This window comes from Cellulophaga sp. BC115SP, assembly GCF_009905545.1.
Classification (GTDB): Bacteria; Bacteroidota; Bacteroidia; order Cytophagales; family Spirosomataceae; genus Flectobacillus; species Flectobacillus rivi.
This window is the reverse complement of sequence record NZ_JAAALB010000052.1, coordinates 12,395-38,554: the sequence shown is the minus strand read 5'-3', so window position 1 is coordinate 38,554 and position 26,160 is coordinate 12,395. Positions and strand designations below refer to the sequence as shown.

General features: G+C 37.1%; 20 protein-coding genes and 1 pseudogene. 8 read left to right on the top strand and 13 right to left on the bottom strand.

Features of this window, described 5'->3' with window-relative positions:
• Positions 1–174 precede the first annotated feature (174 nt).
• Positions 175–2,136, top strand: a complete 1,962-nt coding sequence (locus GVN22_RS23635) for a hypothetical protein (RefSeq protein WP_166553476.1) — start codon at positions 175–177, stop codon at positions 2,134–2,136.
• Between the two features lie 107 nt (positions 2,137–2,243).
• Here the strand turns inward: GVN22_RS23635 and GVN22_RS23630 are convergent, their stop codons facing one another.
• Positions 2,244–2,972, bottom strand: coding sequence for a tetratricopeptide repeat protein (locus GVN22_RS23630; RefSeq protein WP_095160299.1), 729 nt, complete (start codon positions 2,970–2,972; stop codon positions 2,244–2,246).
• A gap of 385 nt (positions 2,973–3,357) precedes the next feature.
• Here GVN22_RS23630 and fsa point away from each other — a divergent pair, with 385 nt between their 5' ends.
• Positions 3,358–4,014, top strand: a complete 657-nt coding sequence (gene fsa, locus GVN22_RS23625; RefSeq protein WP_095160298.1) for a fructose-6-phosphate aldolase — start codon at positions 3,358–3,360, stop codon at positions 4,012–4,014.
• 154 nt (positions 4,015–4,168) lie between these two features.
• Positions 4,169–4,849 carry a cell division ATP-binding protein FtsE gene (locus GVN22_RS23620; RefSeq protein WP_166553475.1) on the top strand — a complete coding sequence of 227 codons (681 nt, stop codon included), beginning with the start codon at positions 4,169–4,171 and terminating at the stop codon, positions 4,847–4,849.
• A 226-nt stretch (positions 4,850–5,075) separates the two neighbouring features.
• Here the strand turns inward: GVN22_RS23620 and GVN22_RS23615 are convergent, their stop codons facing one another.
• The 10 genes from GVN22_RS23615 to GVN22_RS23570 all read right to left on the bottom strand — a co-directional run bounded on the left by GVN22_RS23615 (position 5,076) and on the right by GVN22_RS23570 (position 17,616).
• Entirely contained in the window at positions 5,076–6,641 is a 1,566-nt protein-coding gene (locus tag GVN22_RS23615; protein WP_166553474.1) for a PglZ domain-containing protein, read from the bottom strand.
• A gap of 313 nt (positions 6,642–6,954) precedes the next feature.
• Entirely contained in the window at positions 6,955–8,976 is a 2,022-nt protein-coding gene (locus GVN22_RS23610; RefSeq protein WP_166553473.1) for a helix-hairpin-helix domain-containing protein, read from the bottom strand.
• 112 nt (positions 8,977–9,088) lie between these two features.
• On the bottom strand, positions 9,089–10,249 hold the full coding sequence (locus GVN22_RS23605; RefSeq protein ID WP_166553472.1) for a hypothetical protein: 1,161 nt from the start codon (positions 10,247–10,249) through the stop codon (positions 9,089–9,091).
• Between the two features lie 354 nt (positions 10,250–10,603).
• A complete protein-coding gene (rnc, locus tag GVN22_RS23600) occupies positions 10,604–11,335 on the bottom strand; it encodes a ribonuclease III (RefSeq protein ID WP_095160295.1) in 732 nt (243 codons plus the stop codon).
• An 85-nt stretch (positions 11,336–11,420) separates the two neighbouring features.
• Positions 11,421–12,668 (bottom strand): beta-ketoacyl-ACP synthase II, encoded by a 1,248-nt coding sequence (gene fabF, locus GVN22_RS23595; RefSeq protein WP_166553471.1) that lies wholly within the window; start codon positions 12,666–12,668, stop codon positions 11,421–11,423.
• Positions 12,669–12,989: 321 nt separating this feature from the next.
• Positions 12,990–13,226: an acyl carrier protein gene (locus tag GVN22_RS23590; protein ID WP_095160293.1), complete on the bottom strand. Its 237-nt coding sequence runs from the start codon at positions 13,224–13,226 to the stop codon at positions 12,990–12,992.
• A gap of 243 nt (positions 13,227–13,469) precedes the next feature.
• Positions 13,470–14,381, bottom strand: a complete 912-nt coding sequence (locus GVN22_RS23585) for an ROK family protein (protein WP_166553470.1) — start codon at positions 14,379–14,381, stop codon at positions 13,470–13,472.
• 267 nt (positions 14,382–14,648) lie between these two features.
• A complete protein-coding gene (locus tag GVN22_RS23580) occupies positions 14,649–15,152 on the bottom strand; it encodes a YkgJ family cysteine cluster protein (RefSeq protein WP_095160291.1) in 504 nt (167 codons plus the stop codon).
• Between the two features lie 11 nt (positions 15,153–15,163).
• Complete coding sequence (locus GVN22_RS23575; RefSeq protein WP_166553469.1) at positions 15,164–17,020, bottom strand: T9SS type A sorting domain-containing protein; 1,857 nt, start codon at positions 17,018–17,020, stop codon at positions 15,164–15,166.
• A gap of 20 nt (positions 17,021–17,040) precedes the next feature.
• A complete protein-coding gene (locus GVN22_RS23570; RefSeq protein WP_166553468.1) occupies positions 17,041–17,616 on the bottom strand; it encodes a thymidine kinase in 576 nt (191 codons plus the stop codon).
• Between the two features lie 759 nt (positions 17,617–18,375).
• Here GVN22_RS23570 and GVN22_RS23565 point away from each other — a divergent pair.
• Positions 18,376–18,843 (top strand): DUF962 domain-containing protein, encoded by a 468-nt coding sequence (locus GVN22_RS23565; protein WP_166553467.1) that lies wholly within the window; start codon positions 18,376–18,378, stop codon positions 18,841–18,843.
• A 128-nt stretch (positions 18,844–18,971) separates the two neighbouring features.
• The gene (locus GVN22_RS23560) at positions 18,972–19,871 is read left to right on the top strand and encodes a prohibitin family protein (protein WP_166553466.1); all 900 of its coding nucleotides are present in this window, start codon (positions 18,972–18,974) and stop codon (positions 19,869–19,871) included.
• An 80-nt stretch (positions 19,872–19,951) separates the two neighbouring features.
• Here GVN22_RS23560 and GVN22_RS23555 read toward each other — a convergent pair whose 3' ends face one another.
• Positions 19,952–21,166 carry a bifunctional 3,4-dihydroxy-2-butanone-4-phosphate synthase/GTP cyclohydrolase II gene (locus GVN22_RS23555; RefSeq protein ID WP_095160288.1) on the bottom strand — a complete coding sequence of 405 codons (1,215 nt, stop codon included), beginning with the start codon at positions 21,164–21,166 and terminating at the stop codon, positions 19,952–19,954.
• 378 nt (positions 21,167–21,544) lie between these two features.
• Here GVN22_RS23555 and GVN22_RS23550 point away from each other — a divergent pair, with 378 nt between their 5' ends.
• From GVN22_RS23550 to gldA, 3 genes and pseudogenes are all read left to right on the top strand, one after another.
• Positions 21,545–23,692, top strand: coding sequence for a gliding motility-associated C-terminal domain-containing protein (locus GVN22_RS23550; RefSeq protein WP_166553465.1), 2,148 nt, complete (start codon positions 21,545–21,547; stop codon positions 23,690–23,692).
• Positions 23,693–23,807: 115 nt separating this feature from the next.
• Positions 23,808–24,143: a YbaB/EbfC family nucleoid-associated protein gene (locus GVN22_RS23545; protein WP_095160286.1), complete on the top strand. Its 336-nt coding sequence runs from the start codon at positions 23,808–23,810 to the stop codon at positions 24,141–24,143.
• Between the two features lie 128 nt (positions 24,144–24,271).
• Positions 24,272–24,931, top strand: a pseudogene (gene gldA, locus GVN22_RS23540) (gliding motility-associated ABC transporter ATP-binding subunit GldA); the annotation flags it as partial.
• 343 nt (positions 24,932–25,274) lie between these two features.
• On the opposite strand, the gene GVN22_RS23535 reads toward gldA, so the two are convergent.
• The gene (locus tag GVN22_RS23535) at positions 25,275–26,051 is read right to left on the bottom strand and encodes an amidohydrolase (protein WP_166553463.1); all 777 of its coding nucleotides are present in this window, start codon (positions 26,049–26,051) and stop codon (positions 25,275–25,277) included.
• Between the last annotated feature and the right edge of the window lie 109 nt (positions 26,052–26,160).

The following is a 26,160-nucleotide window of genomic DNA, read 5'->3' as shown; positions in this document are numbered from 1 at the left end:
AGCTTGGTAACTACAAAACTCTTGCTTCCCTTTCTTTTTACCTAATTTGTCCCATTTTTTAGTAGGGTAGAGTAGCATTAACCTATTCTACTATAAACCTCTGATTGATAACCTTTATATTTACTCTAAACTCTTTTAATAGTTCGATATTATAATTTAACAACCTAATAACTGATGAAAACTCCTATTCTACAAACGCTTTCGAAAATGTGCAAAATCGCCATTTTTTCCACTATTTTATCGTTTCTTTCTATTTGTCAAAAGGGGGCTATTGCCCAAAATGACTCCACTTCTGTCGTACTAAGACCTGAAAAAATCTTATTCCAGCTCAACAAAAGTACCTATATAGCTGGCGAAGATATTCAACTGACAGCAACGATTTTTGATGCTGTAACTCTTCAAGCTTCCTCTCTAAGTGTTCCATTGTATATTGATTTGGTTTATCCCCAAACTGGCACTTTGGTGGACAGATGGATATTCAAAATTAAGGATGGTAAAGTAAAACAAATCCTTAAAACAGACGCTAAATTAGCCTCAGGTATTTATACGGTTAGAGTTTATACTAATTGGGCCAGAAATTTTTTCATCCCACAGCAAAATCTAACCATATTAAATGTCAATTATGAAAAAGATATTTCTACGACCAAAATAGATACTAACATTCGATTTTTCGACCAACCCATTGCCCAAACCTGGAACAGAATCGCATTTGAGGTAAAGGACAACTTTGGTAATCCTATCGAAGAAAAAGTATGGCTTATGAGCAATCAAAAAGACACCCTCATTGCCATCCAGACCAATAAACAAGGCATTGGAACATTGGAATTTCAACCGTCACTTCAAGATATTTACCAACTTAAATTAGGTAATAAAATCCTGCCATTACCTACAACGCTTGCGAGTGGCAATACCATCTTGGTTGATAAAATACCCGAAAGTGATTTGCTAAAAATTAGAGTACAAAATGTAAAACCAGTTAAAGACACTTTATTTTTACTCATTCACCAGCAAGGGGAAATAATCAATCAACTTACCGTATTTTCTCCGAAAAACTCTACAAGAATAGATTTCAATACCCAAAACATCGCCCCAGGCATTATCAACTTTTCACTTGTGAATGCTAACATGGAAGTACTATGTCAAAAAATGTATTATCTAGAGCAACCCAACATTGACTCTACAAAGAAAAAATGGTTACTAGATACAGAAACTGGTAGTAAGTTGAGCCATTTATCTAATGATGACATCAATCTTCAGCTTCTCACGATTGAAAATAAGCTTTACAAACTAGACAAAAACAAACACCATCAATATTTCCCTCAAGATAATATTGAAGTCAAAGGAAGGTTAATATCAAATCCTAAAGTCAGTCCCCAAAAGCTTAGTGTAACAATGCTTTTAGAAAGCAATGACATACCCGCGTCGTTTACTTCTGGGATTCATTTTGCAGAAATGGATGAAAGCGGATTGTTTACCTTTCATAATCTAGACTTTTACAACCAAGCGACTGCTACCATATCTGTTCAAAATCAAAAAGAGTCCATTCCATTCAAAATAGATGAAGACTCTATCGCTCCAATCCAGATTGAAGCGATAGAGATTGATTGGCGTTTATTCAAAACTCCAAAAGTAAAAGAAGAAATAAGGATAGCACAAAAGGAGACTTTTGAGAAAATTCAGAAAGCCGATATTGCGAAATCTAAGGAGTTGAAAGAAGTAATTGTAAAAGGCAAAGCAAATAATAAAAAATATGATATGAATCTCTTTTCGAGAGAACCAACACAATCAATTGATATTCAGAAACGCTTTTTAGGACACAATTTTATGGGCAATTACTATAAGCAATTCATAGGACCGAGAGCTGCTAAATATATGCCCAATTTGATTATTAAGTATTTTCTGGATGGATTCGAAATTGGTCCAGATATGCTCGACCAAACTACTCTACCCATGGGGCATATTGCACGCATGGATATTTATGATGGATATGAAGCCTCTATTTATGGTGCACACATAGTAGTAGCTTTCAAATCTAGGGATGGATCTCAACCTGTAGCAACTACCTCATTTTCAAAAAGGAACAAACAAAATAAGTTTATCGTACAAGGTTATACAAAGCTTTCAGAAACAAGATAAATAGGTATAAATTTTCATTTCTACATTATTCGGAAAAAGTAAACAGGCACAAAGCATCTGTTATAAGACCACAGATGCCTTGTGCCTGTCCTCTCTTTGATTAACTATTATTTACAATAAGTCTCCAACGCTGTCTTCGCATCAGGATAACCCAAGCGATTTGCTTGTTTGAGATTCATACAACTTGCGTCAGAGTTTCCCAATTTTTGGTAGGCTAAGCCCAAGCCATAATAAGCTTTTGCAAATTGAGCATCAATTTTTACAGCTTCTGTAAAATCCTTAATGGCATCTTCTAATTCAGCACTTTGAAATTTGATGTTCCCTCTGTTATACAAAGCATTGGTATCTTTAGGGTCTATTTCAAGTGCCTTATCAAAGTCATGAATTGCTTCGTCTGCTTTTTGTAAAGCCGCTTCGATGATACCTCTTTTTACATACAACTCTGCTTCTTTAGGTGCAAGCTCTATTGCCTTAGTACAATCTTCATAAGCACCTTGCCAGTTGGATTGCTCCATTTTAATTGAGGCACGGTTAAAAAATGGTTTGTAATTGCTAGCATCTAATTTGATAGCTTGCTCGTAATCCAAAAGAGCATTGGTGTAATCTTTCAATTCGAAATATGCAGCACCACGCATATTGAAAGCAGCAGCGCTTTGGGCATCCTTATCAATAGCTTGATTGAGGTATTCGATAGCTTCTTTAGCTTTTCCTTTTTGTAATTCTCCCTTTGCTTTTTCTAAAAAAGCCTCCGCCGAACCTGTACAAGCAGTCATCCAACCCATCAAAACAGGAAAAATCATCGACAAAGCGATTTTTTTTATTACTTTTTTTCTCATTGTAATATGTTATTTAAAAAACTGGTAATCAAACCGTAATAGAATATTTAACTGTTTTTACTCAATTTTTGATAGAAAAATTTTAACAAATTTGCCACCAAGGTTTTGAAAAAACAACAAAACCTGCCATATTTGCACTGGCAAATTACCAGCTCCCTCCGAATCCCCCAGGTCTTGATCGAAGCAAGGGTAGGTTGGTTGAGCGGTGAATTTGCCATTTTTTTTTGCCCTTTCTTGAAGTAATCTCCACAACTGTTCTATACTGTTATAGATAAATCAAAATATTCCTTCTTTTCTTGCCAGCTTTTTATAATTTTGTACTCGGAAAGCTTTATCCCTTACTCTCATTCCAGAGGGTAGCCAAAAATCATAATCAAAAACAGCTATGAAGTTTTTTATTGACACAGCCAATCTCAAAGAAATCCAAGAAGCACAGGATTTAGGCGTATTAGACGGTGTAACTACCAACCCTTCATTGATGGCCAAAGAAGGTATCAGTGGTAAAAACAACGTGTTGAAGCACTACAAAGCTATCTGCGAAATCGTAGACGGTGATGTTTCAGCAGAAGTTATTGCGACAGATTTCGAAGGTATGATTCGTGAAGGCGAAGAATTAGCTGAATTGGATGATAAAATCGTTGTGAAAATCCCAATGATTAAAGATGGTGTGAAAGCACTTCGTTATTTTTCAGAAAAAGGTATCAAAACGAACTGTACTTTGATTTTCTCAGCAGGTCAAGCTTTGTTAGCTGCTAAAGCTGGGGCATCTTATGTATCTCCATTTATCGGTCGTTTGGATGACATTTCTTTCGATGGTATCGAGCTTATCGAACAAATCCGTACAATCTATGATAACTACGGTTTCGATACTGAAATCCTTGCGGCATCAGTACGTCACCCTATTCATATCATCAAATGTGCTGAAATCGGTGCTGATGTAATGACAGGTCCTTTGTCTGCTATCACTGCGTTGTTGAAACACCCATTGACAGACATCGGTTTGGAGAAATTCTTGTCAGACCACGCTAAAACAAATGCTTAATATTTGACAGCATTTTGATTTTATACTTTCAAAAAGGATAGGCTACGGTCTATCCTTTTTGTTTTCCCCGACCATATACCAGATAAGCTCACTTAAATAAACCAACCAAAAAGGCTTTTTTGTATATTTGAAAAACAAACCAAATCAACTCCTTATGTTCAACGCAGAACCTGTAGTATCCTTACAGAATGCTTTTATCTATCAGAACGACAGAATCGTTTTGAATGATGTGAATTTTACAATCAATAAAGGTGAATTTGTCTTTTTAATTGGTCGCACGGGTAGTGGCAAAAGCTCGCTTCTCAAAACCTTATATGCCGATTTGTGGCTACAACAAGGCACAGCCAAAGTTGCTGGTTATCAAATTGAAAAAATGAAATTATCGGACCGACCTTTTTTACGTCGTAAGATTGGGGTCGTATTCCAAGACTTTCAATTGTTCATGGATAGAAATGTGAACGAAAATTTGATGTGGGTATTAGAAGCAACTGGCTGGACAGACCGTGCCAAAATGAAAGCTCGTATCGCTGAAGTGCTAATGCAGGTAGGATTGGCTTCTGCCAAAGATAAAATGCCGCATCAACTTTCAGGAGGCGAGCAACAAAGGGTGGTTATTGCGAGAGCCTTATTGAACGAACCGCAAATTTTGTTTGCCGATGAGCCAACAGGTAATCTCGATCCTGAGGTTTCGGCTCAGATTTTGCTGCTTTTCAAAGATATTAATAAAGCAGGTACTGCTATTTTGATGGCGACTCATGACTTTGATATGATTCGTCAGTTTCCTGCACGTATTTTGAAATGCGATAATGGATATGTAAAATCTGACGATTTATAGTCATTTTATCCTTCATTGAGTGAATTGAGATTTAGCGAATGAGTAATTATTTTTAAAATTTACGTTTCACTTTGCCTCGTTCTTGACCAACGATTCCAATTAGCGGGTGAATTTATTCATCCATGACAAAAAATTTCAACATATTTATCAAAAAAGCGGTCGAGAATTACTTCTCGACCGCTTTTTTGATAAATAGTTTAACCCATAAATTAGGAATGACTCATAACTATTTTGCTGTCAAATACACAAACGGAATAATACATTCTTCCAACGAAACCCCTCCGTGTTGGAAAGTATTTCGATAATGACTCACATAGTGATTATAATTGTTTGGATACGCAAAGAAATAATCTTCCATGGTAAACACATACGTTGTTGAAACGTTGATTTTAGGCAAGAAAAATCTTTCTGGTTTACGACAAATCAATACATGGTCGTCAGAATCCCAGTTCAAGTTTTTGCCTTGCTTATATCTCAAATTTGTATTTACAGAACGGTCACCAACAATTTTGACAGGGTTTTGCACACGAATCATACCATGATCGGTAGTAATTATCAAACGACCTTTTTTCTCTGAAATCTTTTTCACTAAATCAAACAAAGGCGAGTGTGTAAACCAGCTAGCCGTAATACTACGATATCCCGACTCATCTGGTGCCAATTCCTTGATCATGGCCATGTCAGTACGTGCGTGTGAAAGCATATCCACAAAGTTATACACAATCACATTCAAGTTATTTTGCATCAAACGATTGAAGTTATCGACTAACGACTTTCCTTGGTTATTGTGGATAATCTTATTGTAAGATGTTTTGTAACTAAGACGGCTTTTGCGAATTTGTTCTTGCAAGAAAAACTCTTCATGTTGATTAAAACCTTCTTCGTCTTCATTATCTCCAAGGTCTTGCACCCAGTGCTTAGGATATTGCTTTTCGATTTCAGAAGGCATCATTCCTGCAAAAATGGCATTACGAGCATAGGCTGTTGTTGTAGGAAGAATAGAATAGTACGAGCTCTCCTCTTCTACGGTGAAGTAATCCTGAATTAATCCTTCCAAGATTTTCCATTGGTCATAACGTAAATTATCAATCAACAAGAAAAACAAAGGCGAACTTTCATTTACCAATGGAAATACCTTTTTGCGCATCAATTGGTGCGACATCAAAGGCTTGTCAGCACGAGGGTCGTTCAACCAATCTTCATAGTTTTCTTCAATGAATCTCGAAAAGTTTGAATTAGCTTCAGACTTCTGCATATTCAAAACCTCTGCCATCGATTTATTCTCAGTACGGTCGATTTCTAACTCCCAGAATAGCAATTTCTTATAAATTTCTGCCCATTCTTCATGGTTGATGCGATCTTGGTATTGCATTGCCAATTGGCGGAATTCTTGTTGATAAGAAATATTGGTTTTTTCCTCTTCCAAACGTTTTTTATCAAGAATCTTTTTTACCGAAAGTAGAATCTGATTCGGATTAAGAGGCTTAATTAGATAATCGGCAATTTTTGAACCAATAGCCTCTTCCATAATATGCTCCTCTTCAGATTTGGTAATCATGATTACGGGCAAATTAGGCTTCATCTGCTTGATTTGTGGTAAAACCTCCAAACCAGTCATTCCAGGCATATTTTCATCAAGAAAAACTACATCAAATTTTCCTTTCTCTACCTCTTCCAGTGCATCGGCACCTGAGTTCACAGGTGTAACATCATAACCTTTGCTCTGTAAAAACATGATGTAGGGCTTCAACAAATCGATTTCATCGTCTGCCCAAAGTATTTGGTATTGCATATTTTTCGTCTCTAGGATTGTTTCTATAAAGATAGTAACGGCAAGCAAAAGTTTATTGTTGCCCCATACTAATTGTATAAAAGGTTTTTAACTTTTTTTAACGTATAACCTGAAAGTATTTATGATGATAGACTAGTATTGTAAAAGAACTTCAAACTATTTGGGATTTCGAAAATAAAACTCTTCTATTTTTTTATAAAATATCATGTAAAAAGTGGAGTACACTTCCGAAATCCAACATCAGAAATCCGAAATTGATAACTTTTAGTATCTTTCGTACACTGCTAAACCACATCTCCAAATCTTCAAATTACTAAAACACCCACCTTATTTGCGCTTTCACATCACTTCGATGTGGAACGGGTATCTCATCAAGACCACTTCCGACGGTTTCTTGGTTAATATAGTCAGTTCTTGCCCATCTTAGCCAAAATGTTAGGTTTTTATTTATATCATACGACAAAACACTATAATAGCGCCAACCTCGTCCATAATAGGCAGGAAAAGAAAAAGCATATTGCACATCTTGCTCATAGGTATATTGCCGATTATCGTAATCCTGAGTAGAGAAATAAGCTATTCGTGCTGCCAGAGACCAAGCCCCTTTACTCCATTTGGCGTCTTGCGATATAGCCCAACCATAGGTTGCATTTTGTTGTTTAAACTTAAAAGCACTTCCCGAAATCCTAGATTGAATCGAGATATTACTGGTCAACTTATTGGAGTAATAGCTGTTAAAAGTCCAACGATAGCGAGGGGTTACTTCAGTAATCGTTCGAGTTTTAGTTTTGTTATTTTCGAGATAACTTTCTTTCCAACTGAAATTTTCTTCTTTGTTTTCCAGCCTTAATTGTCCCGAAATTCTTGATACTTTGGAAGGTTGATAATTCAGCTTTAGCAACGTCTCAAAGCCCTGTGTTTGAGGCTTATCTACTAAATATTTGTACCATGGAAAATAGAAATAATCAACATAAGCAGTCCATTGCCAACGACGGCTAGGCATAAACTTTATACCCCAATAAATGCCCGTTTCATTAATATTTCGAGTATTTTCAGAAAAAGCATTACCATAAAAAGAGTGAAAATCAGGTGTAAACTTTCGAAATAGCAGTGACATATCCCAACGACGATTAAGGCTACCAATCGCACCTAATACTGCACCATATCCTCCACTATTTGAGCGAGTTATTTCACCAAAAACTTGAGCAAATGATAGAGTATAATTGTAGTAAAAACTCATTAAAATATTTTGTACTCCAGCGAACTCATATTGATTATACGTTTTATTGGCCTTTAATATTGGCTTATCAAAATTGGTATATTGGAGCATCATGCCTATTCGTGAAAACTCAGATTGATAGCTAATGCCTCCTCCTAGGTTTGTTTCAAGTAAAGCATTTTTATCTGCTATCTCCGAAGTAGTTCTATGAAAACCAGAGGTTTGAAGTGAAGATACACTAACCACCCCAAGCGAGTCGGGCTCTAATTGATTAGCATCTCTCGACACATGAGAAATAAAGCCTAGCCCTTGCCATTTTCGCCATTGAAAATTAGCGAGAACTCCCCTAAAAAAACCTGATTCAAGCGTGGATGTATATGGACGCCCTCCCAAGGTAGGCTTACGGGTAAACAATATCGTTTCGGCACTTTTTCCTAAACTAAACCCACCACCTGTGGCTAGTCCCTGTCCCATTTGGAGCTGATAATCTCCTATGATGAGATTTTTCAGGATACCTTTATTTTGTATTTGTAAATGAAAAGAGGTAAAATCTGTCCAATTATTTTCTCCTTCGTCTTTTTCAATGGTAAAACCAATGCTTAAATTTTTAGGATTGGCATATTTGTATCGGAGTAAACTTTTGACTGGGCTATTGGCATAGCGAACGGTAGAAGTCTTGGTGGGCAAGCTGAAACCCTTCTTTTCCTCCAAAGTTTGACTAAAACGTAGCAAAAGCCAGCTTTTAGCTAATTTCAAATCTCGTCCAAGCGAATTGATTTCCTGACCACATGTTATAAATGGAGCTAGTTTTTTCAGCACATCGAGGTTAAACGCTGGTATTGATTGCAATTCATAGATAGAAACAAAAGGACCGAAGGATTTTCGGTAATCAAAAAATGCCTTTAATTGGATAGTTGATAAGATACCAAGCCCCGACAGAGACTCATAATCAACACGATTGATATCGATAGGATTGGATTGTATTTGAAGCCAATTTTCAAAGGTTTCCTCAGAAACTCCTTCGGCTGAAGTACCCAAAATATCTTCGTTAGGTACTTGTGCTTGTAGATTAGGCACAATAATGCCTAAAATGAGCAATAATATTACTTGTTTCATGGTGTAGACTCAGTTTATAGAGTTCTGAAGAACTCATTTAGGAGTAGTTTTCTGAAACAAATATACTATTTTACTCAAAAAAAAAGCGAGAATCATCTCGCTTTTACAAAATTTAGAACTTACGCCCTACTATCTCTAAAAAGTCATTAGCCTCTTCGGCGGCCATCACCCAATTAAATTTAGGTGCTAAGACTTTATTCATTATATTTTTTGCTTCCAAATAACTGGTACATTTATCTAAATCCTCAATTGCTCTAGAATAGGCATTGACATCCCCTTCAAATAACTTACCAATAAAGATGAACTTTTGATTTAAACTAATGGCATCTGCAATACTTTTAATTTGACGATTAAATGCCAAATCTGACAATGGTGTGCCCTGACTAATCACCTCTTTTCTCAACAAATCGTTTACAGTAGGTAATTCATCGGTAAAAGCATCGTTCAATTTTGATGGAATACGAATATCCGCAGGTGTACCTTCTTTGTCTATCTGTGCTTGAATCGCGGCTACAGTTGGCAGCGGCTCGTGGTCTTCTTCTTCTGGTACCGTTGGCGCAATAATTGTCTCAGGCTCATCCTCCACGTCGTGTTCAACATCAAAAAACGACTGTGTCAATCGTGGACTAGCAGCGCTAGGTGCCGTTACTGTAGCTGATTTTTTATAAAAGTCATCACGCTTAAATGCTAAAGTGGCATTTAGCATTTCTAAGTATTTATCTGGATTTTCGAAATCGTGATGATTCGCTAGCTCATTTAACCAACCCAATGCCGTAGTTACGTACACTTGGTTTTCGTCAGCTATTTTATCTTTCAATCCTTTAGCAAACACACTATTAATTTTGGTGTACTTTGCCAAGGTTATTATACGGTCTTTTGTTAGGGTAAACTCTGGTGACTCACGAACAAAGTCGTCAAAATACTTGCTTGGATCTAATAACAGACCAATGGTATTTTTTACGGCATTGACCAACAACGGCTCAAAGTGCTCTCTATCTACCGAAATATGATGAGACACCGTGTTCATATAAGCTTGTAAAGCCGCCTTTACCTCTTCATTCTCAAAGTTAAAATAAGGGCTTTTGAAAGATTCTGTGTTAGATTTCCAAGTTTCGTACAAGTCTCCAATCACAAATGTATTCACCTGAGCAACGTTGCTCAGTTTCATAATTTGTTGGCCTGAAATTGTATTATTTCTATTAAAAAAGTCGTCACAAACTTTGGCAGCATACTGTTTAGCGTATCGTTCTATTGCCTGAAAGTCTAACTTCATATTTTTATGGTTTGGGTTGAAACTTCTGGTTATGAATGTACGAAAGTAAAAGGATAAAAAAGAAATCTTCCCGTGAAAAGTATTTTAACTAACACTAAGAACGCAAATATTACACCAAAGATTATTCTGATGAATGAATAAAAAAAATAAATCCATGCTAATCACTGAGAAACTTTTCAAATTATGGTTTTCTCAGATTTTCATTCAGCAAGAAAATCAAAAATTGTATTCTTCGAATATTGGCAAATTACGCAGTTGGCAGAAAATCTCACTAATAGATGAAGTCTGGTATGACAAAAACGGCCTAAGCAGGAAAATTCGTGCTTAGGCCGTTTTTGAGAACCCTTGGGTTTATTAACTAATTTCTAGTTTTTCACAAGCCTTCATAGCGGCAGTTTGTTCTGCCTTTTTCTTTGAATATCCCTGACCTACTGCAAAAGAATCATCGTCAACATAAATTGTAGCGGTAAATTCCTTATTATGCTTAGCACCTTCTTCAGAAATATCAAATCTAATTTGCTTACCTTCACGCTGTGCCCATTCAATCACAAGAGACTTGAAATTAGGGTTATTTGACACAACAGTATCGATATCAAAATGCTGGGTAAGAATAGATTTTACAATAAACTTTCTAGTAAATTGAAAACCTTTATCGAGATAAATCGCACCAATTAAGGCTTCGAGCGCATCGCCATACATCGATGTACGAGCCAAAACTGTGCGACGATTTCCATCGTATTCAACAAGTTTATCCAAACCAATCTTACGAGCTACTCCATTTAAGGATTCGCGGCTTACCATTCTAGAACGAATTTCTGTCAAAAAACCCTCGTCTTTGAATGGGAATTTTTTGAAGAGGTATTCTGCTGTTATCATCCCTAGAACCGAGTCTCCCAAAAATTCGAGGCGTTCGTTAGATTCTTTGTATCCCTTTGCCACCGTTTCCTTCGACACTGATGAGTGCATAAATGCCAATCTGTACAGCATAATATTGGAAGGCTTCTGACCAATGATATGTTCTACAGCTTTCTTCAGCTTTTTGTCTTTCGGGTCGCTGGAAAAGAATTCTAAAATGGGTGACAACATATATTCGAAACAAAATCAAACTTGCAAACTTTCGTTGTATTATTAAGCAAGAACCTCACAACGAAAGTTTGCAATATTATTCAGATTAGATTTTTCTAAAAATAACTGTGGCATTATGTCCACCGAATCCAAAGCCATTACTCAAAACCACATCAATCTTACGTGATTGAGCTTGGTTTAAGGTAAGGTTCAAACGATTATCAACTATTGGGTCTTCCGTAACGTGGTTGATCGTTGGAGGAACAAGTTGATGCTGCATAGCCAAAATAGAAGCTACTGCTTCAACTGCTCCAGCACCACCCAACAAGTGACCAGTCATTGACTTAGTTGAGCTAATGTTCAAGTTATAGGCGTGCTCGCCAAATAATTCTACAATAGCTTTCAATTCTTGAGGGTCGCCAAGTGGAGTTGATGTACCATGCGTATTGATGTAATCAACTTCTTCTGGCTTGATCTTAGCATCGTCTAAAGCGTCTTGCATAGACAACAAAGCACCATAACCTTCTGGATGTGGAGCTGTGATGTGGTAAGCATCTGAAGAGAAACCTCCACCAATCATTTCAGCGTAGATTTTGGCACCACGAGCAACAGCGTGCTCATATTCTTCCAAAATCAATGCTCCAGAGCCCTCACCTACAACAAAACCATCACGGTCTTTATCATAAGGACGAGAAGCAGTCTTAGGATCGTCATTACGCTCAGACATTGCACGTAAAGCAGTAAAACCACCTACTGATGCAATTGTTACTGGCGCTTCAGAACCACCTGTTACGCAAGCTTTCAAACGACCCAAACGGATATAGTTGAAAGCATCGATGATAGCGTTGTTTGCTGACGAACAAGCCGAAACAGTTACGTAGTTTACACCACGGAAACCATGACGAATAGAGATAACTCCTGAAGCAGAGTCAGCAATCATTTTAGGAATGAAGAATGGGTTAAACTTTGGCGTACCGTCACCTTTCGCAAAATTGAAGCATTCATCTTCAAAAGTGCGAAGACCACCAATACCAGAGCCCCAAATAACTCCAATTTTATTTTTATCAACTTTTTCTAAGTCTAAGCCCGAATCTTTGATGGCTTCGTCAGATGCGACAATTGCATACTGAGCAAAAGCATCCATTTTACGTGCTTCTTGACGTGGAATAAAGTTGTTAACATCAAAATTTTTAATCTCGCAAGCAAAGCGAGTACGAAACTTCTCAGCATCAAATTTAGTGATATAATCACTACCACTAACACCATTTTTGAGACCTTCCCAATACTCTGGTGCTGTGTTTCCGATAGGAGTCAACGCTCCTATGCCAGTAACTACTACTCGTTTAAAGCTCATGTGGCGAAGTTGAGTTTCAAGTTCTATTAAAAGTGAAGATATTGTTAGGCGCTGTTGGTGCAAAATCACCCTGAAAAAAGCATCTTGAGAGAGATAAATTTTCAGTGGCCTTGTTCACTCGAATTTCAAATATAGATGATTTTATAAATCAAATGAAGAAATATATGAATTAAGTTATAAAATCTCGCAGACGACTTGTTGATAAAAGGTTTGGAGATGGCACTTAATTACGCCTTTCAAATAAAAAATGTGCTAATCTGAACAATGATTTGCGGCAAAGCCACCAAACCACTCTCAAATTAGCACATACTGAAAAGTCAATTACTTAGCATGTTCTTCAAGATATGCAATAGCGTGACCAACTGTTTGGATGTTTTCAGCTTGGTCATCTGGAATTGTTACGTTGAATTCTTTTTCGAATTCCATAATCAATTCTACTGTATCCAAAGAGTCAGCACCCAAATCGTTTGTGAATGAAGCTTCTGGAGTTACTTCTGCTGCGTCAACGCCTAATTTCTCGACGATAATGCCTTTTACTTTTTCTGCAATTTCTGCCATTTTTAGAACGATTTTTGGTTAGAAAAACGGTGCAAAGATGATGATTAAAAATTAGATTGTCAAAAAATATTTCTAACAGATATTCTTAATCTTAGAATCTTTTAAACTTTTCTTAGAAAGAATAAAATAATTCTTTTACTCGCTCGTTTTCCAAACCCATTTTTAAGGGAATTTTATATTTAGCCCACAAATTTAGACGTTTTTTGCTATTCTTCGAGGCTTGCTTATAGTTAATTTTTTGTACTAGAAGCACAATGAAGCTGCTCCTAACAAACCTGCGTCGTTACCCAAGGTAGCACGCTTGATTGTTAAATCGCTTGCATGGTACTTTGTCAACCACTGATTTAGCTTGCGTTTCATGCTTGGCAAGATGTAGTCAAATGATGCTGAAAGACCACCACCAATCAAAATCAAATTGATGTCAAGAATGGCAACTAAATGACAAAGGTTTTCGCCTAACAACTCTCCTACTCTTTCAAATACTTGTAAAGCAAGTTTGTCATTGTCGGCTGCAGCTGCTACTAAACCCGTTGTAGAGATAGAACCATCATCTGGCAATTGTGTTTCGCCAGTGTATTCTTTTCTCATATTGTTAGCCAAATCCAACAATTCATTTTTACCGATGTTACGCTCTAAAACTTTACCATTAGCAGATGGTGTATGCCCTGGTTCCATCGCATTACCACGACCACCTGTAAATACTTTTTTACCGATGATAGCAGCGCCACCAACACCCGTTCCTAAAGTGATAAAGATATAGCTTTCGTCGATACGTTCTTCACCAAAATAAAACTCACCTAATGCTGCTGCATTGGCATCGTTTTCAAGATAGAAATTTACTCCTACAAATTTTTTCTCAAGCAAGTCAACCAATGGTACACGGTCAAGCTCAGGAATAGCCGTAATCTCGATTGGAGTACGACGAGTAGAGTCAATCATACCTGGCAAACCAATACCTACCTTCTTGATATGCTTGTGGTCAAGTAATTGAAGGGCAATAGCCTCGGCAAGGCGGTCTTCGAAATGACCTGATTTGCGCCAGCTAACAGTATCATGACTGTAAAAATTTGAAATTTGACCAGTTTCAGAGTTAACGATACCCATTTTTACGTTCGTTCCTCCAATGTCAATACCTAAATACTCTGCTGCAGCCATCTAGTAAAATTGTAAGTTTTAAAGTTATATGTATGATTAGTAATTGGGATTACAGTATATTAAAATTTTTTCAAAATTACAGAAAAGTTTGTTTTTTCTATGTTATAACGAAATATTATATAGGTTTCTAGTCTGTATTTAATACTAAATCAGTCATTTATTACTTAACTGTCAATATCTCGTTTGGGGAATACGTAATTTATTACATTAAGCCCTAAAACAGCACCACTTCTTTGAAGATGTTGTTATTTTTAGGAAACAATATACTTACACGATTTTTAGATTTTTCAATTGTTCTACAATTTCAAATACTGCGGGGCACACTTTGGTATTTTCTAAGGTCAACTTCATGATACCCGACATATTTTTTCGGTCAGTATGTGGATATTCTCTGCATGCTCTGGGTCTTACTTCATAAATTGAACAATAATTATCTGCTCCCAAAAATGTGCACGGCGAACTATTGAGTACATAGTCTTGGTCTTTGTCCAGATGCAAATACTTATCGATTAACTGTGCAGGGCGCATGCGCAAATGCTTAGCAATTCTTTCAATATCTATATCAGTAAAAATCGGACTTGTCGTTTTACAACAATTCGCACAAGCCAAACAGTCAACTTCTTCAAAAATCTCTTCATGACGAGGATGAAACAATTCGTCAAGGTTTTTTACTTTTTTGGTTTTTAATCTTTCAAAAAACTTTTTGTTTTCGGGATACTTATTCAATGAAGCATCTCTAAACTCGGTGATGGTATCTTGATTGTATAGCATATTCTACAATTTTATCTGACTACGGCTATTTTTCCCATTAATGCCTGATTGCCTTCGTCGGTACTTGTCATTACATAATATATTCCTGTTGGAACTTTACCTCCTGTTGGATATTGTCCATTCCAAACCGCTCTTGAACCGTTGGATTTGGTTTCATAAATCAAGCGACCCGCTACGTCCGTAATTTTTACGACTACATTTTCGTATAATCCATCTATGGTAATCAAACCTTCATATTCTGGACGAACAGGATTGGGGTAAATCAAGGCTTTTCCTGAAATATTATCGCCTGCTTCCATGGCTGTTCCTTGATAAGAAACCATTCCTTGTGAGGTTCGCATAAATACTTCGCCTGTAGATGGCTCGATGCCAATGTACGAGATTTGATTACTTGGAAGCGGCGAATTTGCGACTGTAAAATTACTAACCAATTCGGTGCCATCCTCTGAAAATAGAAATACCCCATTGTTCGTACCCATCCATTTGCGATTGCCCCCGTCGATAGCAATAGTCGTTACCGTTTCATTAGCTAAAAGTCTTCGTTTCTCAAAAATTGGTGTGTAAGCATCCAAATTACGCCCTGAAACCACACTTGCAGGGTCGTCAAAAACGGCTACCCCAGCGGTAGTTCCCACCCATATCTGTCCATACTTGTCCAAAGTCATACTGGCAACCGTCGCACTCGGGAGGTTTCCTTGCCCTTTACCACTGTACAAATATGTTCTTTGTTTGGCTGGAGTTTCTACCATTATGCCTTGATAAGCGCCTAAGCGCGTCCAGCGATTTTTGTCAGAGTCCAGAATAATAGAATCTTTACGGTATTGAAAAAGCGTATCTTGACTCATTGGACTGTAGGATTTGTATGTACCAGAAATGTTACTCACTAAACCATTCGCATAATCGGCTATCCAAAACTTTTGTTGATTATCCCAAAAACCATCTTGCAATTGTAGAGCCAAAGGCTCTGTCAAGCGAGAAACTGATTCGTCGGAGGTTTGGTAAACTCTCAGTATTGTACCATTTTTGATAAGCAAATGTTGTGTATCTAAGGCAATAAGTTTGTCGATACCTGTGGCAAATTTTAGGGTAGATAGCAGTTGCCCGTTGGTATATTTCCATAAATCACCTTCGGTACTTCCTATCCACAACTGAGTGCCTGTTACGCTCAAAGCTCCTTTCAACGCGGTTCCATTTGGAGATTTTAGGGTAGTCCAGTTACCAAAGTACTGCAAATTGACTTCATTACTAAGGGTTGCTTGACGTATTCCGATGGGTGTGGAGATATACAGGATATTTCCTACTACCACACTTTGAGATACTCCCAATGCGTTGCCATTTTCGCCCAAATACAAATAGGTTTCTTTCACTTCTTTTTTATCCAAATCCAATACAACTAAGCCAAAATCATAAGACATGAAGGCTGTGTTTTGGTAAAAGCTAATATCTGAAACATTCTTGGAGCTAAGAATAGCAGTATTTTCTTCGATAAATTTGAGCGTTGTAATCTGAGAAGTAGGTTCAAACTGACTATCGAGTTGTACCAAGTCTAGGGCTCCCGAAGCGTATCCGATGATTAATAATTTGAGTGAAGAATGGATTTTGATTTGAGCGATTTGGTTATTGCTCAAACCATCCAATTTGGTCAGTACATTGGCCTCATTAGCAGATTTGTCATAATAAAAAAGTCCTTGCTCGGTGGCACAATAAATCAGATTACCTGCTTGTGCTAGCGCTTTGGCTTTTTTATAATTAAAATGCGTCCTCCAAGTACCTACTGGAGTAGAAAGTTGTGCCACTGCATGGGTTACAGCTACCTGAACCACACACAATAGCATGAGAAGTTGGAATAATACCTGAGAAGATTTCATTCCAACTTCGGTAGTTTTTTTTATGTATGAAAACATTTGCGACATCTTGCTTCATAACTATCGGTTTCGCCCAATAGTACTTGATTTTGTGCAGGAATTTTACGGTAGGAATAGTTGGCGACATCACCACAAACAACACATACGGCATGCACTTTAGTGATATACTCGGCAATTGACATAAGGCTTGGCATTGGTCCAAAAGGCTTGCCTTGAAAGTCCATATCTAACCCTGCGACAATAACTCTTTTACCAGCGTCTGCCAATTGGTTGGCAACTTCCACGACTGATTCTTGAAAAAACTGAGCTTCATCAATACCTACCACATCGCAGTTACCTGCCAAAGAAAGCATTTCTGCTGGGTCTTTTAAGGGTATCGAAGAGATAGACGAGGCATTATGCGAAACTATATCTTCATGATGATAGCGGGTATCTACAGCAGGTTTGAAAATTTTAACATCTTGCTTGGCGATTCTGGCACGATTGAGGCGACGAATCAATTCTTCTGTTTTTCCAGAAAACATTGATCCACAAATTACTTCTATCCATCCAGTTCGCTGACCTGTTTGTTGTTGATTATGATAAGGTTCGATGAACACGATTTAAAAATTTAGTCTAAAAATTGAATAAATATTAATACAAAATAAAATTGCATTAATACGTTTTAGGCTATAAGCCGTAGGCATTAGGTAAAAAAGATTTTTTTGCTCACTAACTTAAGTACTTGAGTAAAACTAACATAATTTTACCCGCAATGGGTACTAAGCTCGTAAACTGAAAGTATAAAAGAGTTTCTAGTTTTTTGCCTAATGCCTACTGCTTACAGCCTAAAGCCCCCTATTAAGACTGCGAAGATACGACATTTTAGGTTTTCTTGTTGTTTTGAATGTTGTCACTAGCGCAAGGAATAAAACAAATTTAAGCTTCGTATATTTTCTTTTTTAATGAAGAAATTTGAAATATGAACAGCGACTTTTTCACTTTTTTTATTATATTCGTAAAAAATCACTATAAGCTTTTGATAATTAGGTGATTTTAGTCTTTCCGCTCTAAATGTTAGTACCGACTTTTATCGAGTTTTCATCGACAATATTTTTATACTCGGATAGTACGGTTACAATCAGTCATTTATCATAAAACAATCTTCTTAATCCTTAAAATCATTCGCTCCATCGGAGTGATATTTTCTTGTTGAGTCATTTTGATTAAACAAGGTAATCGTATGCTTCTACCCTTTTAGAAATCAACATTCCAGTATTAAATATAAAGCCTAAGGGCTTGAATGATTATTTACTAGAAACAAAACCCAAACCATAAATTAACTAAGATTACTTAATTCCTAAAATCACTAACACGTTATGAAGACAATTTATCAATGGTTATCAGAGTATGGCGAAAGTCATCAAAATGCTACAAACAAAGCAGTACATTCCATTTGTGTACCACTCATCTTTTTTAGTATTGTTGGTTTTTTCTTTAGTGTAAAACTTCCCTTTTTCAATGTGCTGGGGATTGAAGGAAATCTGGCTATGTTGATGCTTACTTTTACTACGTTTTATTACTTTGTACTTTCCAAATCTCTATCCATTGGGATGTTTGTCTTTTCCCTTATCTGTTTACTTCTCTGTTTAGCTATTGAATCTTCTGGAATTGCACCACTTTGGCAATTTTGCTCAACCATTTTCATTTTTGCTTGGATTGGTCAGTTTTGGGGTCATAAAGTAGAAGGACGCAAACCTTCATTTTTTAAGGACTTACAATTTTTAATGATTGGACCTGCGTGGTTATTGAGTTTTATTTATCAACGTTTTGGGATTACCTTTTAATATCATATAAGTTTTAGACACTCTGGCATTCGCTAATGCCACTCATCATATTCGTGAACAATACAGCACCAAATGAGCTTATTTGGTGCTGTATTATTTTATAAACCAATCACTTAAATTTAAAAAACATGATACTGATGATTTTGGGGTTAATGTTGTTCATCGCAGGATATATGTTCAACAGTCCCAATGCGAACCTTCAACGTATTGCTCGTCCACTTTCCATTGCTGGTGTTATCTTCTTTCTTATTGGATTTTCTACTTCTGTTGTCCGAAAAGTAGATACTGGACAAGTTGGCGTACCTTCTTTATTTGGCGAAGTACAAAACAAGACCTTAGAAAGTGGATTGAATTTTATTAACCCGCTAGATGATGTAACGATGTTTGATATTAAAACGCAAAACTATACCATGTCGGCAACACACGATGAAGGAGACAAAGAAGGAGACGACGCCATCAGGGTATTGACGGCGGATGGTTTGGAAGTGATTATTGACTTAACGGTACTTTATCGGATCAGTCCCGCACAAGCACCTGCCATTTTGAAACAAATTGGAGCTGATTACAAAGATAAAATCATTCGTCCGATTACGCGTACCAAAATTCGAGATAACGCAGTCTATTATGATGCAGTATCGCTATACTCGACCAGAAGAGATGAATTTCAGAATCGTATTTTTAAAGCAATTGATATCGATTTGAAGAATAGAGGGATTATTCTTGAACAACTTTTGATTCGAAATATTAATTTACCAGCTTCGGTAAAACAAACGATTGAATCTAAAATTAATGCCGAGCAGGAAGCGCAAAAAATGCAATTTGTTTTACAAAAAGAAAAACAAGAGGCTGAACGTAAAAGAGTAGAAGCGCAAGGTATTGCTGATTATCAAAGAATTATTTCTACAGGACTGAGTGACAAGCAATTGCAATATGAAGCTATCAAAGCACAAAGAGATTTGTCGTTATCTCCTAATGCAAAAGTAATCATTATGGGAGCCAAGGGAAATACACCAATTATCTTAAATTAATTTGAAGATTGGCTAATTTGAAGATTTGAAAATGAGTTTTGATACAAAAAAACAAATTTTCAAATCTTCAAATTCAAAAACTATCCTTTTAAGATATTATGTCCCATTTTGTCACGCTTGGTTTGCAAATAGCGCTCATTGTGCGGATTTGGTGCAATTTCGATTGCAACAGTTTCTACGATTTCGAGACCATAACCAAAAAGAGCAGCACGTTTTTTAGGGTTATTCGAAATCAATTTGATTTTGCCAACGCCCAAATCACGTAAAATTTGTGCGCCTACACCATAATCTCTTTCATCCATTTTGAAGCCCAATTCCAAATTAGCCTCCACGGTATCACGACCTTGTTCTTGAAGTTTGTAAGCCTTTAGTTTGTTAATCAAACCAATACCTCTCCCTTCTTGGAACATATATAAGACTACTCCTTTTCCTGCTTTTTCGACCATTTCCATGGCATTGTGTAGCTGTGCCCCACAATCGCAACGGCATGAGCCAAAGATATCGCCTGTAACACATGAGCTATGAACACGTACCAATACGGGTTCGTCTTTTTCCCAAGTACCTTTTACCAAAGCAAGGTGACTTTCGCCTGTGTTTAATTGTTTAAAAGCAATCAAGTCAAAATGTCCATGTTCGGTTGGCATATCAACACCAATTTCACGCTTAATCAAAGATTCTGTTTTGAGGCGATATTCAACCAAATCCTTGATCGTCACAAGTTTCAAATTGAATTTATCAGCCATACGTCTCAAATCTGGAAGACGCGCCATGGTACCATCCTCATTCAATACTTCGATAAGTACACCTGAAGGCTTGAAACCAGCCAATTTGGCAAAATCCATAGCAGCTTCTGTGTGCCCAGTACGACGCAAAACACCTTCTTTACGAGCCTTCAATGGAAAAATATGCCCAGGACGACCTAACTCTTCAGGACGGATATTTTCGTCAACTAATGCCTGAATCGTTTTAGCACGATCGGGAGCTGAAATACCCGTGGTACAGCCATGCCCTAATAAATCTACAGAAACAGTAAATGGCGTTTCGTGCGAGGCAGTATTATTGCCCACCATCATTTCGAGACCTAATTCATTACAACGTTCTTCGGTCAGGGATACGCACATTAAACCACGACCTTCGCGAATCATAAAATTGACCATTTCGGGAGTGATTGCCTCGGAGGCACAAATCATATCTCCTTCATTTTCACGGTCTTCATCATCAGCAACAATGATTATTTCACCATTTCTGATTGCTTCTATAGCCTCCTCAATACTATCTAATTTAATAGCTGACATCTTTTTATTTTTTTGGGGCCGAAACAAAAGCATTAGCAGAGTTTCAATAAGTCATAAAGAAGTCTCGTTTTCACGTAACCTATTCAATTCTTTATAATTTGAGAATGTTCTTGCCAACACTTTCGTGTCGAATCAATATCATAAATTTGTATTTCATTTAAAACTCCAAAGTTATACTATTTTGTTCCGAGTCAGTACAGGCTTACTCACAAAGGTGTTATTTTTTGTATATTTATCATAAAATCGCACCTCATTCGTTGATAGATTATCTTCCTTTTCTCTCCTATCTATTTGTGTTTATATACATGATTAGCATAGTTATTGCTACTACCTTTATTTAATCTTATCCTAAGTTGATTTTTGAAGATATTAACCATTATGATTCATTCATTTACTACATACTTTACTCGAAATATTTTTTTTCTTTTTCTTCTGGTAACTTTTCATGAAGTTGCGTTAGGACAACTATGCCCCGATGCGCCTAGTGGAGATATAGGGAAATTTAGCATTAATAATAACCCCACCTTCATTGAATACGATGGAAATGGTGCTCTCAACGCTAATAACATTCCTTCTAATTTTTGTAGAGGTGAACAAATAACCTTAGAAGACTTGGTAACAGGTGGAGGCTCACGCTCTTTTGAAATTACTCAAAATGCAACTGTTCTTTCTACCTCCAACGCAATTCCTGTACCTAGCAACACAAACTCAATCACCACAACTTTACCGACTACCCCAGGCATTTACTTTATCAAAAGTTTTGGTAGTATTGGCGGTTCAGGCTATTATGCTTGTAAGGTTATTCAGATTGTAGATTTTGAAAAACCAAAATACACTGTAAAATTATGTGATGAGCCGGGAACTACTACAATGAAAAAAGTTACTATAACTCTGTTAGATGCCCCATCCAATAAATTGTTTGAATCTTACACTTATTCTATAACCCCTTTTGGCGCCTCCCCTAGAAGTTTTAATGTTTCTACAAGTACTTATCCACGTGAGATAACACAAACTATAAATAGTAGTATTTTGGGTTTTGATTTTGTTATAGAAGGTAAAAGTCAATATGGTAAATGTTCTGAATCTGACCAAAAGAGACTCACCACAGTCTCAACACCTATAGCCCCCATTATATTCAATGTTGCTATTGATAATGGGATTTCATTAAATGTAGCAGCGACTGCTGGAATAGAACATAAAATTTGGATGCGTGATCCTACAAGCGAATCAACCTATAATACAACTGGTACACCTGTTTATACTTACACACCTACTGCCTCATTAGTAGGTGAAATACAAAAATTCTCTGTTCCTGACCCTACCAAACAATATTGCTTTAAAGTCAATGCCTTTGATATTTGCAACGCTAAGACCGTTGAGAGTACTAACGAAATTTGTACGACACCCCTTACTGGCAATACCAAGCAAGGGGGTAACACCATTGTTTGGTCAGTAGCACAAAGCAGTCTCCCTGACAATACTTTTCGCTCATACGATGTATTCAAAGTTGATGCATCTGGCACTGAATCGCTACTAAGGAATATTACGACTATAGGCAATAATCTGTATGATGATACAGATGTTATTTGTGGTGAAGAGTACACTTATAAAGTCGTCACTAATTACCAATCCAAATCCACATCTAATTTATTAAAAATCAAAAATACGTCCATTCCACCAACGCCTCTTGGTAAAGTGGGCAGTACCGTTATTGGCGGGCAGTCGATTCGTGTAACGTCATTGGAAAAAGAAGGAGGAGATTTACCAACATTTACAGCTTTCAACTACTACCGTGCCAACAGCATAAATGGTAATTATACAAAAGTACATTCGGATGCGAGTGCTTTTTGGGATGACACTTCGGTAAATCCAAGCGCTCAGCAGTATTGCTTTTATATGACATGGACAGGTGGCTGTGGCGAGTCCCAACCATCGTCTAAAATTTGTCCCATTTTTGCTCAAATGCAAGGCTCGTCAATGATTTGGTCTCCCGAAAGTTCTTTTACAGACCCCATTACAGAATATAAAATCTATAGGGTCAACCCTAGTACAGGTCTCCCCATTAATACCTCAGGGTCTGGTCTGCCTTATACAAGCACCAAAAATTCGCTCAACCTTTCTACCTTGAACATTCCTGAAGCAGAAGGGCAAACTATTTATTTAGCGATTGAGGGTTATCCAAGTAGCTATCCTCCAACTACCCTTTCTAATTATGTAGAATATCAACGTCCTTCGTTGGCACTTTCGGCACAGGCATTTACGCCTAATGGCGATGGGCTAAATGACACATTTTATATTCAAGGGCGATTTATCAAGGCTACTAAAATGTCCATTTTCGACCGTTGGGGCAATTTAATTTCATTTATTGAAAACGCCAACTATCAAAATAATCCACAGTTGGGTTGGGACGGTACAAGCTCAAATGGCAACAAAGTGCCTGCGGGAAGTTACGCTTTTCAGGTTCAAGTAGAAGACCTTTCTGGTAATATCATTACTAAAGAAGGAAGCATTGTGGTGGTTTACTAAATGGTTTCATTAATCAACGTTTTGGTGACTTGAGGGAAGAATTGTAACTTGCAAGTCTAAATGAGCATTGGCTCATGAACCATTTTTTGATTATCCAAAACAAAGCAAATAAGTTATGTTCGACATGATGGGAATGCTTGGAAAGGTAAAAGACCTTCAAGCAAAAATGAAAGAAGCACAAGAAACATTGGGAACAATCGTTGAAACTGGCGAAGCTGGTGGTGGTATGGTAAAAGTAACGATCAATGGCAAAAAACAATTGCTCAATGTTGAAATCGATGAAGATTTATTAAAACCTTCTGACCGTGAAGTTGTACAAGATTTGATTGTAGCAGCTACTAACATTGCCATGGGTAATATCGAAGGCAAAATCAAAGAACACCTACAGCAAGCTACCAATGGACTTCTCCCGAATATTCCAGGTTTGGATTTAGGAGGAATGTTTTCATAAAACATGCAATAAATGAGTGGGTGATTGGTAATGTAGAACTAGGTGCAAAACTAGCCTTTCTGCATAAATTTCCCTTGGGTATATTCACACAATCACTCATTCAGTCAATCATTCAACAATACGCTAGAATGTCTATCAAAATTCAAAATCTTACCAAAATTTACGGGCAGCAAAAAGCTGTTGACAATATTTCTTTTGAGGTTAATCAAGGTGAAATTGTTGGTTTTCTCGGACCTAACGGTGCAGGAAAATCCACTACCATGAAAATCGCTACTTGCTATATTCCTGCCACTGAAGGCTCTGTAGAAGTATGTGGTTACGATGTACAAAAGTCGTCAAAAGAGGTACGTAGAAATATTGGTTATCTTCCTGAGCACAATCCCCTTTATTTGGATATGTATGTGAAGGAGTTTTTGAGCTTTGTAGGCGGCATCTATCAAATAAAAGGCAATCAACTGACACGTAGAACCGAAGAGGTAATTGAGTTGGTTGGTTTACAAATTGAACAAAAGAAAAAAATCGGTCAGCTTTCAAAAGGCTATCGTCAACGTGTAGGATTAGCCCAAGCCTTGATTCATGACCCAAAAGTTTTGATTTTGGACGAACCAACAACGGGTCTTGACCCTAATCAACTTGTTGAGATTCGTCAGGTTATCAAAAATATCGGAAAAGAAAAAACAGTGGTATTTTCTACTCACATTATGCAAGAAGTGGAGGCTATATGCGATAGAGTGGTGATTATCAACAAAGGTAAAATCGTAGAAGACCAAGCACTTTCGACATTGGTACAAAACGGGCAATCTTTGGAGGATACTTTCCGAAAACTAACGATTCAATAAAAGAACAGTAAGCTAGAGAACAACTTTGATTTTCTAGCTTACTATTTATTGAGTAACTATATGTTTTGAAATTTTATTTGGCATTCGTTAAAAAAACAAAATTTCCTTTCGCCACTCCTTACTTTTCTTGTCTTGACACAAGAAAAGTAACCGCGCGGCGGCCGCAAAAGAAAGTCAAGAAATCCTAAACTCGCCTGCGGCTCAAACAACAGGATTTCAGAAAAGTAAATGTGAAATTTTTCAATTTAACAGTTTACAAAATTTAAACATGTTCTAAGTGCATTTTTAATTCTTAATCAAGTATTTCAAACTTGTCGGCATCCAAATAGGCAGGAAACTGCGTTCTAAAAGTATTCAAATCTTCTTTTGATAGTGTAATAGTAACGGTTGCTTCTTCATTACTTTTTTCAAAAAGATATTCTCCTTTAAAATTCAACACTGCCGAATCTCCCGAAAAAGCGTAATCATTACCATCTTTCCCAACTCGGTTTACCCCAACTACATAACTTTGATTTTCGATGGCACGAGCTACAAGCAAAGATTTCCAAGGATAGGCTCTTGCGGCAGGCCAATTGGCGACATATATCAGCACATCATATTCTTGAGCAACATTGCGCGACCACACAGGAAAGCGTAAATCGTAGCAAATCAATGGGCAAATTTTCCAGCCTTTCAAGGTTACTATTAATCGTTTATTACCCCCTTCATAATGAGAATGTTCGTTGCCCATTCTAAACAAATGTCGCTTATCATAGGTTTGAAATTGTCCGTCAGGTTGCATCCAAATCATACGATTAAAGACCTTCTCGCCCTCCCGAATCATCACGCTACCCAAAATCACAGCTTTTGTTTGAGCAGCTTGTTGCTTCATCCACTTAAAAGTAGTCAAGTTCATTGGCTCGGCGAGCGTTGTATTCATCGAAAAAGCTGTGCTAAACATTTCTGGCAATACAATCAAATCGGTTTCCTCCTCTATTTGTGCTATCTTTTCTTCTAGCATAGCCAAATTCGCTATGGGATTTTCCCAATATAGTTCTGTTTGTATGAGCGTAACTTTAAGGTCTTGCATTTTCTATTTAGATTTGGAATGGGAAACTCTCTTCTTCTTTTTACCGTTGTATTTTCATGCAAAAAGTACTCAAATTTAAAGGAAGTAACCTTGAATCATGACGATATTG